The sequence below is a fragment of the Vibrio ouci genome (assembly GCF_004551525.1).
In the GTDB taxonomy this organism is placed as follows: Bacteria; Pseudomonadota; Gammaproteobacteria; order Enterobacterales; family Vibrionaceae; genus Vibrio; species Vibrio ouci.
The window spans coordinates 14,289-29,773 of record NZ_SATR01000039.1; the positions used below are offsets into that span (position 1 = coordinate 14,289).

Annotated in this window: 13 protein-coding genes; 5 read left to right on the forward strand and 8 right to left on the reverse strand. The window is 45.3% G+C overall.

What is annotated here, in order from left to right; all coding sequences use genetic code 11:
* Positions 1–12: 12 nt before the first annotated feature.
* Positions 13–1,383: an MATE family efflux transporter gene (locus ELS82_RS19430; RefSeq protein WP_134836948.1), complete on the reverse strand. Its 1,371-nt coding sequence runs from the start codon at positions 1,381–1,383 to the stop codon at positions 13–15.
* 107 nt (positions 1,384–1,490) lie between these two features.
* Between ELS82_RS19430 and ELS82_RS19435 the strand changes: the two genes are divergently transcribed.
* Complete coding sequence (locus ELS82_RS19435; RefSeq protein ID WP_134836949.1) at positions 1,491–2,924, forward strand: DUF2867 domain-containing protein; 1,434 nt, start codon at positions 1,491–1,493, stop codon at positions 2,922–2,924.
* 22 nt (positions 2,925–2,946) lie between these two features.
* Here ELS82_RS19435 and ELS82_RS19440 read toward each other — a convergent pair whose 3' ends face one another.
* From ELS82_RS19440 to rsuA, 3 genes are all read right to left on the reverse strand, one after another.
* Positions 2,947–3,606 carry a DUF2913 family protein gene (locus ELS82_RS19440; RefSeq protein ID WP_134836971.1) on the reverse strand — a complete coding sequence of 220 codons (660 nt, stop codon included), beginning with the start codon at positions 3,604–3,606 and terminating at the stop codon, positions 2,947–2,949.
* Positions 3,606–4,811 carry a Bcr/CflA family multidrug efflux MFS transporter gene (locus ELS82_RS19445; RefSeq protein ID WP_134836950.1) on the reverse strand — a complete coding sequence of 402 codons (1,206 nt, stop codon included), beginning with the start codon at positions 4,809–4,811 and terminating at the stop codon, positions 3,606–3,608. Before ELS82_RS19445 ends, ELS82_RS19440 begins: the two co-directional genes overlap by 1 nt.
* Before the next feature lie 161 nt (positions 4,812–4,972).
* Positions 4,973–5,674 carry a 16S rRNA pseudouridine(516) synthase RsuA gene (gene rsuA, locus ELS82_RS19450; protein ID WP_134836951.1) on the reverse strand — a complete coding sequence of 234 codons (702 nt, stop codon included), beginning with the start codon at positions 5,672–5,674 and terminating at the stop codon, positions 4,973–4,975.
* A 73-nt stretch (positions 5,675–5,747) separates the two neighbouring features.
* Between rsuA and radD the strand changes: the two genes are divergently transcribed.
* From radD to ELS82_RS19470, 4 genes are all read left to right on the forward strand, one after another.
* Positions 5,748–7,490: a DNA repair helicase RadD gene (radD, locus tag ELS82_RS19455; protein ID WP_134836952.1), complete on the forward strand. Its 1,743-nt coding sequence runs from the start codon at positions 5,748–5,750 to the stop codon at positions 7,488–7,490.
* A gap of 132 nt (positions 7,491–7,622) precedes the next feature.
* Entirely contained in the window at positions 7,623–7,961 is a 339-nt protein-coding gene (locus tag ELS82_RS19460; protein WP_370447489.1) for a PepSY domain-containing protein, read from the forward strand.
* A gap of 13 nt (positions 7,962–7,974) precedes the next feature.
* Positions 7,975–8,634: a response regulator transcription factor gene (locus ELS82_RS19465; RefSeq protein WP_053438000.1), complete on the forward strand. Its 660-nt coding sequence runs from the start codon at positions 7,975–7,977 to the stop codon at positions 8,632–8,634.
* Entirely contained in the window at positions 8,624–9,967 is a 1,344-nt protein-coding gene (locus ELS82_RS19470) for an ATP-binding protein (protein ID WP_134836953.1), read from the forward strand. The genes ELS82_RS19465 and ELS82_RS19470 overlap by 11 nt, the downstream gene beginning before the upstream one ends.
* Before the next feature lie 63 nt (positions 9,968–10,030).
* Here ELS82_RS19470 and ELS82_RS19475 read toward each other — a convergent pair whose 3' ends face one another.
* The 4 genes from ELS82_RS19475 to ELS82_RS19490 are packed head-to-tail and all read right to left on the reverse strand — an operon-like array spanning position 10,031 to position 15,374.
* Entirely contained in the window at positions 10,031–10,483 is a 453-nt protein-coding gene (locus ELS82_RS19475) for a hypothetical protein (protein ID WP_134836954.1), read from the reverse strand.
* Positions 10,476–11,165 (reverse strand): winged helix-turn-helix domain-containing protein, encoded by a 690-nt coding sequence (locus ELS82_RS19480; RefSeq protein ID WP_134836955.1) that lies wholly within the window; start codon positions 11,163–11,165, stop codon positions 10,476–10,478. The genes ELS82_RS19475 and ELS82_RS19480 overlap by 8 nt, the downstream gene beginning before the upstream one ends.
* Complete coding sequence (locus tag ELS82_RS19485) at positions 11,165–14,236, reverse strand: efflux RND transporter permease subunit (RefSeq protein ID WP_134836956.1); 3,072 nt, start codon at positions 14,234–14,236, stop codon at positions 11,165–11,167. Before ELS82_RS19485 ends, ELS82_RS19480 begins: the two co-directional genes overlap by 1 nt.
* A complete protein-coding gene (locus ELS82_RS19490; protein ID WP_134836957.1) occupies positions 14,223–15,374 on the reverse strand; it encodes an efflux RND transporter periplasmic adaptor subunit in 1,152 nt (383 codons plus the stop codon). The genes ELS82_RS19485 and ELS82_RS19490 overlap by 14 nt, the downstream gene beginning before the upstream one ends.
* Between the last annotated feature and the right edge of the window lie 111 nt (positions 15,375–15,485).

Sequence of the window (15,485 nt, forward strand, 5' to 3'; positions counted from 1 at the left end):
GGCGGTCAATGTCTAATTTTCGATCAAATTTCTAATCCACTTACGTGTATTCATTCGATAGATAGAGCCAAACCATTTAATAAACTCTTCAGTTAAAAACAGTAAATAGATCCATTCGGGCGGCCAACCTAAGCCAATAGCAGCAAACGCAGCCAGCGGAATACCAATTAGCCACTGCGCGACCAAATCTTGGTATAGACAGAACTTCACATCTCCGCCCGCTCTTAATACTCCGACTATCGTCATCATAGGAATGGAACGCAGGATAATCCCGACACTCAAGACCACCATGAACTTTTCCGCGAGTAGTCGAGTTTCGTTGGTTAACGCGCTAAAGGCATCTAATACCGCGCCTTGCACCAAGTAGAGCAAACCTGCCACCACAATACCGACAAGCAAGCTTAGAAGCGTCACGCCGATGGCTTGATAATAAACCGCATCGTATTTCTTGGCGCCAATCTGGTTACCGACCAGTACGGCTGCAGCATTAGACATGCCGATCAAAAGAGCTAGTGCAATCGACTCGACTGGCGTCATTACCGAAAGCGCCGCTAAGCCTTGTACACCTGATTGTCCCATAATGGCGTGATAAGCGAACAGTCCCCCCGCCCATGCAAGAAAGTTAAATGTGGTCGGTAATGACAAACGAAGAAACTTAGCTACACGTTGCCACACGATCACTTGACGAATATCTTCAATGCCAAAGGCTAACAGATGCTTACGCGCATAGAGGTAACCAAACAGAGTCGCAACTTCAATCGCGCCACTCAGTACTGTTGCGATCGCAGCACCTTTGATTCCCATTGGTGGGACGCCAAGATTACCAAAGATAAACACCCAGTTGAGGAAGATGTTAGACAGTATCCCAATGCCACTAAAGAAAGTACTTACGCCCGGCTTATGCATAGCGCGCAAGCCAACCGACATACTGGCAACACAAGAAACCGCGAACATGGTTACCGAGGTAATCACCAAATATTCGCTACCGAGTTGATTAACCTCTGGGTCGCTGGTTGCTAGCCCCATGATCTGACTTGGAAACAGAATAAACAGCAACGCAGTTAGCGCAGCAAACACAGTACAAACTAGCCATGTTAATGCGGTACTTTCGCGAACCCCTTTGCGGTTATTCGCTCCCCAATATTGCGCGGTAAGTAGCGAGCCACCAGTGGTAACGCCCACCAGCATAATCGTGGTAACAAAGGTTGCTCTCGCTGCAACACCGACGGCGGCAATTTCAGCCTCCCCTAGCTGACCTAACATAAGGACGTCAACAAGGCTTCGGCTAGAGAACATAATGCTCTGCAGCGTAATGGGCATCGCAATTGCGATCAGGCGACGGATGAAATCACCTCGAGTATGGAGTAAAACTTGAGAAAGCATGGAGACGAAGCACCTCTGACCGCAACAATATGATATAAGAGCAAAAATAGATTGTGTATTATATGATCAGTCGGAATATGAAACCATAAAAACCATAGGGGTTCAGGATGAAAAAGGTTCTGGTTTTAGGGGCATCTGGATACGTAGGCTCGCAGCTCCTTCATAAGCTGTGCGAACAAGGCTATCAAGTCACTGCTGCGTCAAGACATCTCGACTATCTGTCCGCCCGAGTAGAGCCTCACCCTAACCTAAACATGTGTTATCTCGACTTAGCTGATAAACAAGCCACCTTAGAACTTATCCCTCAGTTTGAACTTATCTATTTCCTTGTGCATGGTATGGCTCATGGGCATGACTTCCTTGAATATGAAGTTTCTTTGGCTGAACACTTCAAGCAGGCATTAACAGGTAGCTCGGTCAAACATGTTATTTATTTGAGTGCGATACAGCCTCAAACTGGTGACTCTAGCCATTTAAAAGCTCGTCGCATGACTGGTGATATCATTCGAAAATCGGGTATTCCGATTACTGAGCTGCGAGCCGGTGTTATCATCGGCCCAGGCTCTGCCGCTTTTGAGATCATGCGCGACTTTGTCTACAACATGCCAGTTCTTATCACACCAAAGTGGGTAGACTCAAAAGCTAACCCTATTGCTCTCGAAAACCTGAATCATTACTTACTGTCCCTTGCGAAAGAGTCCCCTACTCACCACGAACTATTTGAGGTTGGCGGCCCAGAAACGCTCACCTATCGTGAACAATTTCATGTCATTGCTCGCGCAGTAAATAAGCCGATAAAGATTATTCCAACCCGCTTACTAACACCTAAAATGGCTTCTCAGTGGCTGGGTATTGTCACCTCTGTACCTTCTAGTATTGGCAGCGCGCTGCTTTCTGGCTTAGAACACGACTTCGTTGCAGACTCAGAGCAGATTAAGCAGAAGTATCCCCAAGCAATGATCTCCTTTGTTCAGATGGTGACAGAGAGTATTGAGCGTGAAGGTACTTTCGTCCGCAGCAATGTATGGGGCTTTGACCCAGCTGCACTTTCTCGTTGGCAACCGGGCTACGGTTATTATCCAAAGCAAACTGGCGCTTCTATTACGACAACACTTGAAGCAGACCAACTATGGAAACTGGTGAGAAAGATTGGTAGTCGTGAGGAAGGCTACTTTTTTGCCAATAGCTTATGGCGCACTCGTGAATGGCTCGACATATTCTTTGGTGGCGGTAAACCCATTCGTCGTTCGCCACCGGGGCCAGAATTACAGGTCGGTGATTTTATTGATTCCTGGAAAGTGATTCGCTGTGAACAGCAGCGCTTTATCTCGCTATTATTTGGTATGAAAGGTCCAGGACTTGGCCGTTTAGAGTTCGCCATAGAGGATTTGGGGCAAGAGAGGCGCTTAACGGTTACAGCTTGGTGGCACCCGCAAGGCTTTAGAGGATTGCTTTACTGGTTTGCAATGATGCCGGCGCATTTATTTATATTCAAAGGCATGGTTAAAGCCATTGTCCGAAAAGCAAAAGAGCTTCCATAATGGAAGCTCTTTTAACGCATGGTTAAACAGTCAAACTGAGTGGTATTTCAGCCAACTGATTACCTCGGTTTGCTGGGAATACAATGTATTCACCATGGTACTTAACGTTCGACTTATAGTCGGTCACTTTGTGAACCATGAATCCAGCCGCTGCCGCTTTTTCTACGAAGTCAGCATGATGGCCGCGTACAAACCAGCTCATTGGCTTGATCATATCTTCGCCGTCGAAACAGCTTTCACATTGCTCTGTACACATCGCAAGTGAGTTAGGCCCTTCAGTGAAGATCTGCACCTTACCGCAATCGACCAGCTCTTCTGACGTTGTCACTTCCCAATTGTTCTCTTCCATCATATCGATAAAAGCATTGATCTCGTGATCTTTGATCGTACGATCTGGCACGCCTTCAGGGAAAAACTGACCATAGAACTTAGAAATGCGTTGGAATGTCTGCATAAGACCTGCGTTGTTGCCTTTAGAGCGCCCCGTTTTCTGCCAACGAATTAAATCATCCGCGACAATACGTGGAAACTGCTGAGACTTAATCGCCTTAGTAATCCAGCGAACAAGGTACAGGTTGTTGGCCGTCGGGCCATTAGTTAACTTACCTGATGCATGCTCTGTAGCCATTTCATCTAACGCTTTATTAACCAGTTTTTGTATTTCTATCGTGTATTCAGACATTACGCCTTTCTTCCAAATATCCAATAACATGCTGCCGAAACAATCGAACACATGCTCATAACCGAAATCATCGGCCATGTTACGCCATTAGGCATGAATGCCACAACAGCACCGACAATCGAACCCGTACCAAAACGGAGTGTGCCTGCTAATGAGGAAGCTGTGCCAGCCATTGTCGGGTAACTGCTGAGCAACAGGCCCATTGTGTTACTACCTATAGTTGATAATGTGCCGATAAACATGACTACGAAGATAACGGTTCCCCATAGTCCAGCATCCAGTAGCCAAGTAACAAATAAACCAATGCCAGCAATAAGCTGAACCGCTAAGCCAAAGCGCAGCATAGTATGCGATCCTACTTTCTTCACCAAGCGGCCATTAATGCTAGTCATAATGATCATTGCGATGATGTTGAGACCAAACAAGTAACCGAATTGGTCAGGTCTTACACCGTAAATATCAATATAGACAAATGAGCCTGCCGTTAAGAAGGCAAACATACCTGCAAACGAAAAAGCCCCAGAGAAAATAAGTCCCATTGCCACAGGGTTTTTAAACAAGCCCTTGTAGTTGCGTAACGTAGTTCTAATCCGCAAAGGCTGCTTATTCTCTTCGCTGAGTGTTTCAGGAATCTTCCACAGCACCAGTGCGATCACCACTAACGCAAACGCAGCTAAAATCCAGAAAATTGCACGCCAGCCAAACCAGACTGCAACGTATCCGCCAATCATTGGCGCAATCAACGGCGCTATGGTTATCACAAGGGTGACAAATGACATTGCACGCGCGAAATCTTCACGATCAAACATATCGCGCACAACAGCTTGAATAATCACTGCAGCGGCCGCGCCCGCAAAACCTTGAGCAGTTCGAACCCACGTTAGGGCTTCAATACCTGTCGTTGTCGCACTGACTACAGAGGAAAAACCAAAAAATAACACGCCCAAGATCAACACTGGACGTCGACCATAGCTATCTGCGAGCGGACCATGGATCAACTGACCAATGGCAAAACCTGCGGTATATGCGGTTAATGTGATTTGAACAGCACCTTCGGTCACGCCTAAATCTCTGGCGATGGTTGGCATGGCTGGCAAATACATATCTATGGCTAGCGGCGTTAAGGCACCGATTGCCCCCAAGACTAAAAATAATAGAAAACTGATTTGGGGGGCGTTGGTAGTCTCTACCGTTCTTTCAGACATAACTCTCCTACTCGGTTGCGTATCAGATGCAGCCTCCGTGCTGCAACCAAACAGAAAATAACAACACCATTTCTAGGTGTTAGTGATCCGATCTATCCTCAATCAAATCTGTCTAAAAGACTAGTTCCTAGTTGGAAATAAACTAATTCCTAATAGAGGTATTATTTCCAAACAGACGCGACTTCTTCTTCCGTTAGGTAACGGTATTCACCAGGCTCTAATGACTTACAAAGCTCGATAGCGCCAATGCGCTCACGGTGAAGGTGTTCAACCTTGTTACCCAGTGCAGCAAACATACGTTTAACTTGGTGGTACTTACCTTCAGTAATTGTAAGCAGCACTTCGTTTTCTTCTTCGTCGACAATCTCAAGTTGCGCTGGAAGCGTCAAACCCTTCTCATTGCGCAGTTGAATACCTTCAGCAAACTTATCTGCATAGTCAGCTTGAACTGGGTCAGCAAGCCACACTCGGTAAGTTTTCTCACATTTATGCTTTGGCGAAGTAATACGGTGAGACCATTGGCCATCATCAGTGATTAGCACTAACCCTGTCGTATCGACATCCAATCGACCTGCAAAGTGAAGCTCTTCCATCTTTACTTCATCAAGCAGCATAAACGCGGTTTGATTAAAGCCATCTTCATGCGAGCAAACAAAGCCATCGGGTTTAAACAGCATGATATAGCGAGGACCTGCTTTATGGATCTCACGCCCCTGCCATTCGACGGTGCAGTCATCCGTTACTTTAACTGAACCACTTTTCTGCACGACATCATTTACTGTTACATCACCACTTTTGATGATTCTTGTTGCCTCTTTACGTGTCGCACCTAGTGCATCACACAAATATTTATCTAAACGCATGAATACCTCATCTTTGTTAGGTGAGGTATTATAGTGCCACTAGACTAAATAGTTGAGCTATTTCACACATTTTATGTATACACTGCGTCCTTATCAGGCTGACTCTGTCAAAGCTGTTATCCATTACTTTCGTAAACACTCCACCCCTGCCGTACTCGTGCTACCGACTGGCGCGGGGAAAAGCCTTGTGATTGCTGAGCTGGCACGCCTAGCTAAAGGTCGAGTCTTAGTGATGGCTCACGTTAAAGAACTGGTTGAGCAAAACCACGAAAAGTACGAAGGTTACGGGCTGAAAGGCTCAATATTTTCAGCAGGTCTCGGGCGCAAAGAAACAGATCAACAAGTAGTGTTCGCGTCCGTTCAATCTGTCGTGCGTAATCTTGACCAATTTAAGAACCAATTCTCGCTGTTAGTCATTGATGAATGTCACCGCGTGCCTGATAACAAAGATACCAGCTATCAAAAGGTCATCACCCACCTGCGCGAGCAAAATCCGGGGATTAAAGTACTTGGATTAACGGCCACGCCTTATCGTTTAGGTATGGGTTGGATTTACCAATATCACACCCGAGGGCTAGTCAGAAGTGAAGAGCCACGCTTTTTTAGAGATTGTATCTTCGAGTTACCCATTCGCTACTTACTGGATGAGAAGTTTCTAACACCCGCTCGAATGATGGATGCCCCGGTTTTAAGTTACGACTTTTCGCAGCTAAAACCAGCCAATACAGGGCGATATAAAGAAGCAGAACTCGATATGGTTATCGATAAAGCGAAGCGCGCAACACCGCAAATTGTCGAACAGATCATTCAGCTGGCTAAAGATAAACAAGGCATCATGATCTTTGCTGCGACCGTCCGCCACGCCCAAGAAATTTATGGGCTGCTGCCGCAAGATCAGGTCGCGATTGTGATTGGTGATACACCAACGCCTGAGCGTGATGCAATCATCCAGAACTTTAAAGAGCGCAAAATCAAATTCCTCGTCAACGTCTCGGTGTTAACTACTGGCTTCGACGCCCCTCACGTTGACCTTATTGCGATTCTTCGTCCAACTGAGTCCATCAGTCTTTATCAACAAATCGTTGGCCGAGGCCTACGCTTGTCACCAGGAAAAGACGAGTGCTTGGTGCTGGATTATGCTGGTAATAGTTATGATCTTTATCAACCAGAAGTGGGCGATGCTAAGCCCGATTCAGACAGTGAAATCATCACCATTCCTTGCCCAGCCTGCGGTTTTAACAACAACTTTTGGGGCAAGCTTGATAGTAACGGCTATTTAATTGAGCACTTCGGTCGTAAATGCCAAGGTTTCTTCGAAGATGACGAAACGGGTGAACGCGAGCACTGTAACTATCGATTCCGTGCTAAATACTGTGGCGAGTGCGGGGCCGACAATGATATCGCCGCACGTATCTGCCATGAATGTGATGCGACATTAGTTGACCCAGACAAGAAGCTTAAGGAAGCGTTAAACCTTAAAGATGCATTGGTGTTTGAATGTATAGAGATGGATCTTAGCGTTCATAAAGACGATAAAGGTAAAAGCAGTCTTAAGGTTTCTTATATAGGAGAAAACCAAGCTCAAGTTAGTGAGTTTTGGTCTCTTACCACCAAAAATCAAAAACAACGATTTAAAGATCAGTTTGTTAGACCGCACCTAGCCGACAAGCACCGCCCGTTTGAAGATGCGTCACCAACTAAAGTAGTTAACAGCCAACACCGCTTTCGTCCCCCTCAGTTCGTGATTGCACGAAAATCAGGACGCTTTTGGAAGATGCGCGACAAAATATTTGAAGATGAGTTATCGAATAACTAGCCATTCACTTGGTGTTCATTTTTGCCAATGTATACTGCTATACAGAAATTCGTAAAAGGTAAGATTATGTTCAAGCGACCACTGTTAAGTACCGCCACAATACTAACTTGTCTGCTGCTCGCCTTCCCTAGCATGGCGAAGAAACACGATCATGACGATCAAGATGGTCACGCACTGGTGCAAGATGTTCACAAACCAGGTGCTAGAATTGAGTTTGAAGAAGACCAAGATGAGGTCTACGAAGCAGTAAAGAAAGGTTATATCAAGCCATTCTCTGAGATGTATGCTGCTGTAGAGCGCGATCTGCATGGCCGAATTATTCACGTCGAACTTGAAGAAGATGATGATATTTGGATTTACGAACTCAAGATTAATCACGATAACAACATCATCAAAGTTGAATACAACGCAGAAACGCTCGAAATGCTGCAAATCAAAGGTAGAAACCTTAAACAAGCACTAAAAAAATAGAAGATAAAAGCTTATGAAAATTCTTGTAGTGGAAGATGACCCGCGCCTAGGCGAACAAATTGTTGAAACTCTGGAGCAAACGGGCTGGGTACCAGAGCTCTCTCAAGATGGCATCGACGCATTGTACCGAGCGACATCTGAAGAGTGGGATGCCATAGTCCTTGATTTAGGTCTGCCTAAACTTGACGGCTTAACGGTTCTGAAAGGTATCCGAGACGAAAACATTAACACACCAGTTGTTATCCTAAGTGCGCGAGACACATTGACCCAACGCGTCGAAGGCTTAAATGCTGGTGCTGACGACTACTTGACTAAACCATTTGAAATGGTTGAGCTGACCGCCCGCATACGTGCTCAACTGCGCCGCGCATCGGGGAATGCGTCCCCTGTTATGCAGATTGGCAATCTGAGTTTAGATACTCGAACGTCTAAGGTAATGTGGCAAGGTCAGGCAATCAGTCTCACGGCTCTCGAATACAAGGTTGTTGCTTATTTCATGCATAACCCTGAAAAAGTAATCTCACGTACAGAGCTGGTTGAGCACATCTATAAGCAAGACTTTGATAGAGACTCAAACACCATCGAAGTTTTCATTGGCCGTATCCGCAAGAAAATTGCTCCGAAGGTGATCAAAACCGTTCGCGGTCTAGGATATCAGCTTAATGCCGAATAATAAGCGTACCCTGCTTAAACGCCTTAGTTTAAAAAGCCGCCTAGTACTGGCGGCTATCGTTTGGTTAACCGCGATGGTCATTGCGGCGGGTGTCAGTGTGCCAACCCAAGTATTTAACTACATGGTTGGTGACACTAAATCTCAACTCTCTATCTACATGGATGAAATTGCAGCCTCTCTCGAAGCCGATGAAAAAGGCGCTTTAACCCTTACCACTAACCTTTCTGATCCTCGCTTTAACCGCCCATACAGTGGCCTTTACTGGTCAGCCCGAACCGATGCGGATTTGCTGCGTTCTCGCTCCCTGTGGGATCAAAAAATAGAAGCGAAGAAAGGCATTAAGAAAGAGTACTTCGGGGCAAGAGACGAAAAGCTCATCTACCTCAAAACAACCCTCTACTACCCAGACTACGATGGCCCAATTGAAGTCTTGGTCGGCATTGATGAACAACCGATTGAAGATACGGTGCGTGATTTGATGAGTCAGCTTTGGATCATCCTCGCCCTACTCTACTTCGGCGTACTGGCTGTTATCATGCTACAGGTTCAGTGGTCGTTGCATCCATTGACCAAAATGCACAAAGAGCTCTCACAGCTTCGCTCAGGCGATAAGAAACAGCTCGAAGAAGATTACCCAAAAGAAGTCGCTCCTGTTGTTTCTGACTTGAATGCGTTGGTGTTTCATTATCAAGAGTTACTAGAGCGAGCTAGGCATCATGCAGGCAACTTATCTCATGCATTAAAGACGCCTTTGTCGGTGCTTAAGAATGAGATTCATAACTTTGACAGTGACACTCAGAAGCTACTGCAGCCGCCTGTTGATCAGATTCAGAGCCAAATTGATTACCACTTAGGCCGTGCTCGTATGGCGGGTTCTAAAAACATCTTGGCAGTACGTGCTAACCCTTCTGAGCGTGTCGACGCCATTTCTATGGCATTCGATAAAGTCTACGCCTCGCGAGAAATCGCCCTCATTAACGAGCTTGATTCTGATATCGAAGTCGCCGTTGATAAAACCGACCTCGACGAAATGGTGGGCAACTTACTAGAAAATGCTTACAAATGGTCTTCAAGCATCATTCGGGTTCATTCGCAGCAAAGTAAAGAAGGCGATATTGATATCATCATTGAAGATGACGGTCCGGGTATCCCTGATGACAAAATTCAGCAAGCGGTTAAACGTGGCGTTCGACTAGACGAGACCACGCCCGGCACGGGTTTAGGCTTAAACATTGTCAGTGAAATGGCCCACAGCTATCGAGGTAAGCTGACCTTATCCTCTAGCTCTATGGGCGGATTGAAAGCGGTACTGTCATTTAAGTCCTCAAACTAGTTTTAACCAAACTAAAAAAGGCGATGCACCTGCATCGCCTTTTATCTATTTGGAACAAGCCCACTACGGCTTCAAGTAAAGCGCCACTTTATGCCCAACTAAGATGGCATGATCATTCCCTAATTCAACAAACTTCATCCTGCCATCAAACGCGCCGGGCCTAACGAATAACTGCTCAACTAAACCATCTTTCGCATCATCTAACTCTAAAGGCGTGTGCGTGTCATATATAAACATCATACCTTGATGGTTATGCGTGTAAGCTCCTTTCCCAGAAAATCCCACCTGACTACTCGGCAACATAGCAAACACACCGTAGGTTTGATTCTCTTTTAACGTTAGTTCAAACCTAAGTGGTAATGATATGGACTGAGCCTTTCTATCATCCTCAATCTCTATGTGCGTTACCGTATTGCTGGTAAAGTGACGATTGTGCTCAGATGTTCCAAGCAAAGCCAATAGACAACCCAAGACTAAGCCGCAAACCGTAGTGCATGAGGTAACAATGTTATTCACAGTTCACCGCCTCACTTCCAGTATTGAAACTCACCGAACGACCATCGGAATCGACAAGTAAGCTCAACTTTTCAAATAGGTAAAGCGTGGGATTTTGATAATAGACCTTCTCACCCTGTTGATTTGGCATATAGCTACACTGTTTATAGCTAGTTACCTTATAGCCAATGAATAACGGGCTATTGTAAAAATACTTAGCCCCAACAAAACCAACAAGGATTGCCAAAACTAAAATGCTGAATAGTTTCATCACTTGAACGTGCCCAGCATTCCATTTAGTCCTGACCTCAGCCTTATGTTCCAGTTCCCTAACTGACGGTGTTTCAACAATCGGCTCTTTAGGGCCTATAACTTCTGAGATCGACGTGATCTTTCTGACTGATCCGGTAAACTCATAACCGACGCCTCTTTCGGTGCGGATAACTTCACCCGCTTTATCTTCAAGCCCTCTTCGGCATGTCGAAATAGAGTGCAGCAAACTGCTACTTTCTACGACAATGCCTCTTTTATGCCAGACTTCGTTCATCAGCTCATGCTTACTTAACACCTGACCTTGATTGGTAAACATATAGCTCAGCAAAGACAACTCATTAACACCAACAGGATGGCGAATGTTGCTCTTTAGGCTATGAATAAAACCGCCTGTTTCATCTAATACGTGCGTATCGTTGATCAGTAGCATTACGACCTCTCTGTCACTAACTCAAACGAGTCATCAGGTTCAGACATAGACGCAAATGCGACGTAAGCCATCGGCACTACAAATAAAGAGAAAAATGTGCCAATCGTTAACCCACCAACGAGTACCAATCCAATATTAACTCTCCCAAGCGAGCCTGGACCTTCAGCAAGCGCTAAAGGTAAAGAACCGATAATCATGGTTAGCGAAGTCATTAAGATTGGCCTTAAACGCGACTTCGCACTCATTAATGCTGCAGTTTTAGCGCCGTAACCTTCTTTACGTTTTAGGTTGGCAAACTCCACCAGCAAGATGCCATGTTTGGTGACCAAACCAACCAAAGTCAGCAGTCCAATTTTTGAATATAGGTTCAAACTATGCCCAAACACATCCAATGTAATCAAAGCCCCAACGAGACACAGAGGAACGGTTAATAAGATAATTAAAGGATCAACAAAGCTCTCAAATTGCGCCGCCAGAATTAAGAAAATGAAAATAAGTGCGAGCCCGAATAAAATCTGAGTCCCCGCTTCAGACTCATTAAGCTCTTTAATCACACCGTTGTATTTATAGTCTTGCCCTGCTTTTAGTAGTTTTGGCAACTCAGCGTCAAGATAGGCTTGGACATCACTCGCACTGTAGCCTTGCATCACATCGGCGGTAATTTCCGCCGCATCTTTGCCACCAAAGGTTTTGATATTGGACTCTGCTGTAACTGGCTTAATCGACACAAATTGCGACAATGGTAGCCTCTGCCCAGAATCGGAACTAACGTACAGCTTGTCGAGAACCTTAAAATCTCCTAGTGCTTGGCGATTCACCTGAACCTGTATCGGATAAGTAAATCCATCATCCGCTTTTAGATCCGCTGCTTTCACTGAACCTAGGAATGAAGAGATTGCGCTCGTTACATTTGCGTAGTTAACTCCAGACAAGATAATTGCATTACGGTCTATCGATAGATCAAACCTTAATTGATCACGATGCATCGAGTTATTGGTGTTTCCTAAACCGTCATATTCATTCAGCAAGCCGACAACTTGTTCTGCTGTTTTTGAAAGTTCATCTAAGTCTCGATTAACGGTAGTAAGCTGAATATTGACGTTGCTTGCGACATTCAAATTATCGGCTGAGCGTACTGAGAACGATACGCCATAGGCTGACAAAGTCTCTTTTGCTTTGATGGTAAGTTCATCGATTATATCGCTCGCTGACTCTCCTCGTTCTTCCCACGGTTTCAGCAAAATATGGTTGGTGGGCCCGCCTTCGATATAGGCTAAATTTGCCTCTATGGACTCATTACCGGAGAAGACATCATTCAATTGCTTTGCATTTTCTAAGTGATAACTACGCCCAGCACCTGTTGGCGCATCAGAGCTCACTTCAATAAAGCCAGTGTCTTCTGTTGGTATAAGTACTTTAGGCATCATGAGAGCAGAGACACTCGCTAAACCGATCAAAATCGCTATCGCGCCTAGCACTCTGAGGGGATGTCTAAGCCACGCTTGTAAATGCTTGAAGTAACCCTCGGTTAGGTCGTCTAGCTTCGCTTCAACCCAAGCAAACCACTTCGGAGACTTAGGTGAAGATTTGAGCATATACGCACTCATCATTGGTGAAAGAGTTAGTGCAACAAAACCAGAGATAATCACAGAGGCTGCTAACGTGAACGCGAATTGTCGAAATAGATCTGCAGTCAATCCCGACATTAAACCGATTGGCAAATATACCGCAGCCAGCGTTAGGGTCATCGCGATAACTGGGAATACGATCTCTTTACAGCTTTTCAATGCAGCCGAGACCGGTGAAAGGCCTTCCTCTATATGACGATAGCAATTTTCAACCACCACAATTGCATCATCAACGACTAGCCCAATCGCCAATATAATCGCCAGAATAGTTAGTACGTTGATGCTAAAACCTAGCAAAGCCATAACAGCAAATACGCCAATCACACATACAGGTATCGTGATTAAAGGAATTGCCGCAACACGCAGCGAACCTAAGAACAACACGACGATTGCGGATACCAGTACAATCGCTTCAATGAGCGTCATGAATCCTTGATCAATGGCGTCTTCGATAAAGTCGGCTTGGTTGTAAACCATCTTCATCTCGATGCCATCTGGCAGTTCCATCTGCTCCATCGCCTGTTTGACACGTTTTGCAACATCAACAGGGTTTTCATCTTTAAGCGGTAATACCTGCAATGACATCGCTTGGTGGCCATCAACATGTAACGTACTCGGCGTTAAACTAACCTCCCCCATCTCGATATTGGCGACATCACTGACACGGATTATCTTGCCGCTTTCTACACGAATCACGAGATCACGCACGTCTTCAATCGAAGTCACTTGATTGACTGGATTAATAGCAAAGTCACGAACTTCACCTTTGATCGTACCCGCTGTAAAAGTGGCGTTATAGGTACTCAAAGTACTCACCACATCGGAGGCACTTACATTTAAAGCCGCCATACGCTCTGGCAACAACCAAACACGTATTGCGCGTGAAGATCCGCCATAAGGACCCCATACACCGCCGACACCTTGGATATTTTTAAATTGCGTCGCCAATTGCTGGCTGATGAAATCAAACATATCCTGCTTATCCATCGTTCCCTTGTTCACAAAGGTAATGATGTTGCTCGGCATGCTGGTTTCCGAAGAGTCGTCTGTCACCGTCGGTCTATCAATCATCGCAGGAGGGAAGTCAGAGATGCCATCGATTTTGCTGCGCAAATTGTTCATCAGGCTTGCGTATTCAACGTCGCTGATGCCATCTTTAAACACTATCTTCATCGAACAACTGCTTTCGCTACAATCAGTCGTCATCGACTTGACCTTATCGAGACCCGTTACCGCTGAGATCAACTTATCAGCCACATTTTGCGACATGAACTCGGCACTCGCACCGCTTATTGAAGCGTTAACCGACACTGACGACGTTTGATGCTCAGGAAAATACTGTATTGATAGCTTTTGAAAAGAGACCAGACCAATCAAGACGATGGCAATACTCAATACTGAAGCCAATACTGGGTGTTTAACGCATATTTCAGGCAGCTTCATTGTCTACCTCGTCTAACTGTCTTTCACTCTTACTGCTTTCTTGTCCACCTTTCTCATCTGAGCTTTTATTTGTGTCACGAAGAGCTGGCAATGTGATTGAAGGCTTTGAGCCCTGAATTGTCACGGTCGTACCAACATCGAGATTTTGCTGCCCGGTAATAACAACACGTTCACCGATGCTCAAACCTGACTTAATTGCCACATATCCGTTATTGGTGTTATCCCCTAACTCTACGGGTTGTTTTACCGCTTTATCACCTTTGATCACCCAGACAAAACGTTGATTTCCGTCAGCGCCTACCGATGTTTGGGACACAACTACATGATTGATCGAATCACCAATATTTTGGCTTACCTTGGCAAACATCCCAGGCACTAAGCGGTTGTCGGCGTTATCCAGCTTGGCGTGAACTTCGACTCGGCCTGAGCTTTCATCGACAAGTGGCGCGATATAATCAACTTGGCCAGAGAACGTAGAGTCACCGTATGCATCAACCTTTAAAGTGACCGCTTGGCCTAATTTCGCCTTGCCGACTTCAGACTGGGAAATGGAATAATGGACTTCGACGGGATCGAGTTTAATTAGGTGTACCAGAACAACCGCTGCTTCAACACGGCTACCCACAGAGTGCGAGAAATTGGTCAGTTGACCATCAAATGGCGCCACCAATTGATAGCTCTGCAGATCGGTTTTTCTTTGTGAATAGTCAGCTTCAGCCAACGCGACTTGCTGCTTGAGTTCTTCAACATCTTGCGCTGACATTGAGTCAGGTTGCTTCTTAAGCAGTGCTAATACACGAGACAATTTCGACTTCGCAAGGGCTAGTGAACTGGATGACTTTTCTAATTCCGCTTTAGCTTTTGAATCGTCAAGTTGAGCAATCAAATCACCTTTGTTGACGGTGTCACCATCGTTGAAGTGAAGGGATTTTAGTTTTTCTCCAGCACTAAACGTTAGCGCTGCAGAGTCCGTCGCCTTCAGTTTGCCGACTTCTTCAATCGCCATGGTCGTCGCAAGCTGTTGCGTGATTTCAACGGTAACCGGAACACTTTCCGGTGTTTGTGATAGTGCAGGTGTACCAAAAATAGATACGGACAAATATAGAATAGACAGAGATAACGTCTTAGTTTTGTTCATTGAGGCAACTCTAATGAATGGAAGTTGCCGTTGTTATACTCAACAATTTTTTCTCTAAGTTAGCGTTTTGTCAGCCAGAGAATGATTCATCCTTAACATACCTTAATACAT

Excerpts from the sequence above, each read along its gene's own strand:
- ELS82_RS19430 (WP_134836948.1), bottom strand. The coding sequence starts at position 1,383 with ATGCTTTCTCAAGTTTTACTCCATACTCGAGGTGATTTCATCCGTCGC.
- ELS82_RS19435 (WP_134836949.1), top strand. The coding sequence starts at position 1,491 with ATGAAAAAGGTTCTGGTTTTAGGGGCATCTGGATACGTAGGCTCGCAG.
- ELS82_RS19440 (WP_134836971.1), bottom strand. The coding sequence starts at position 3,606 with ATGTCTGAATACACGATAGAAATACAAAAACTGGTTAATAAAGCGTTA.
- ELS82_RS19445 (WP_134836950.1), bottom strand. The coding sequence starts at position 4,811 with ATGTCTGAAAGAACGGTAGAGACTACCAACGCCCCCCAAATCAGTTTT.
- rsuA (WP_134836951.1), bottom strand. The coding sequence starts at position 5,674 with ATGCGTTTAGATAAATATTTGTGTGATGCACTAGGTGCGACACGTAAA.
- radD (WP_134836952.1), top strand. The coding sequence starts at position 5,748 with ATGTATACACTGCGTCCTTATCAGGCTGACTCTGTCAAAGCTGTTATC.
- ELS82_RS19460 (WP_370447489.1), top strand. The coding sequence starts at position 7,623 with ATGGCGAAGAAACACGATCATGACGATCAAGATGGTCACGCACTGGTG.
- ELS82_RS19465 (WP_053438000.1), top strand. The coding sequence starts at position 7,975 with ATGAAAATTCTTGTAGTGGAAGATGACCCGCGCCTAGGCGAACAAATT.
- ELS82_RS19470 (WP_134836953.1), top strand. The coding sequence starts at position 8,624 with ATGCCGAATAATAAGCGTACCCTGCTTAAACGCCTTAGTTTAAAAAGC.
- ELS82_RS19480 (WP_134836955.1), bottom strand. The coding sequence starts at position 11,165 with ATGCTACTGATCAACGATACGCACGTATTAGATGAAACAGGCGGTTTT.
- ELS82_RS19485 (WP_134836956.1), bottom strand. The coding sequence starts at position 14,236 with ATGAAGCTGCCTGAAATATGCGTTAAACACCCAGTATTGGCTTCAGTA.
- ELS82_RS19490 (WP_134836957.1), bottom strand. The coding sequence starts at position 15,374 with ATGAACAAAACTAAGACGTTATCTCTGTCTATTCTATATTTGTCCGTA.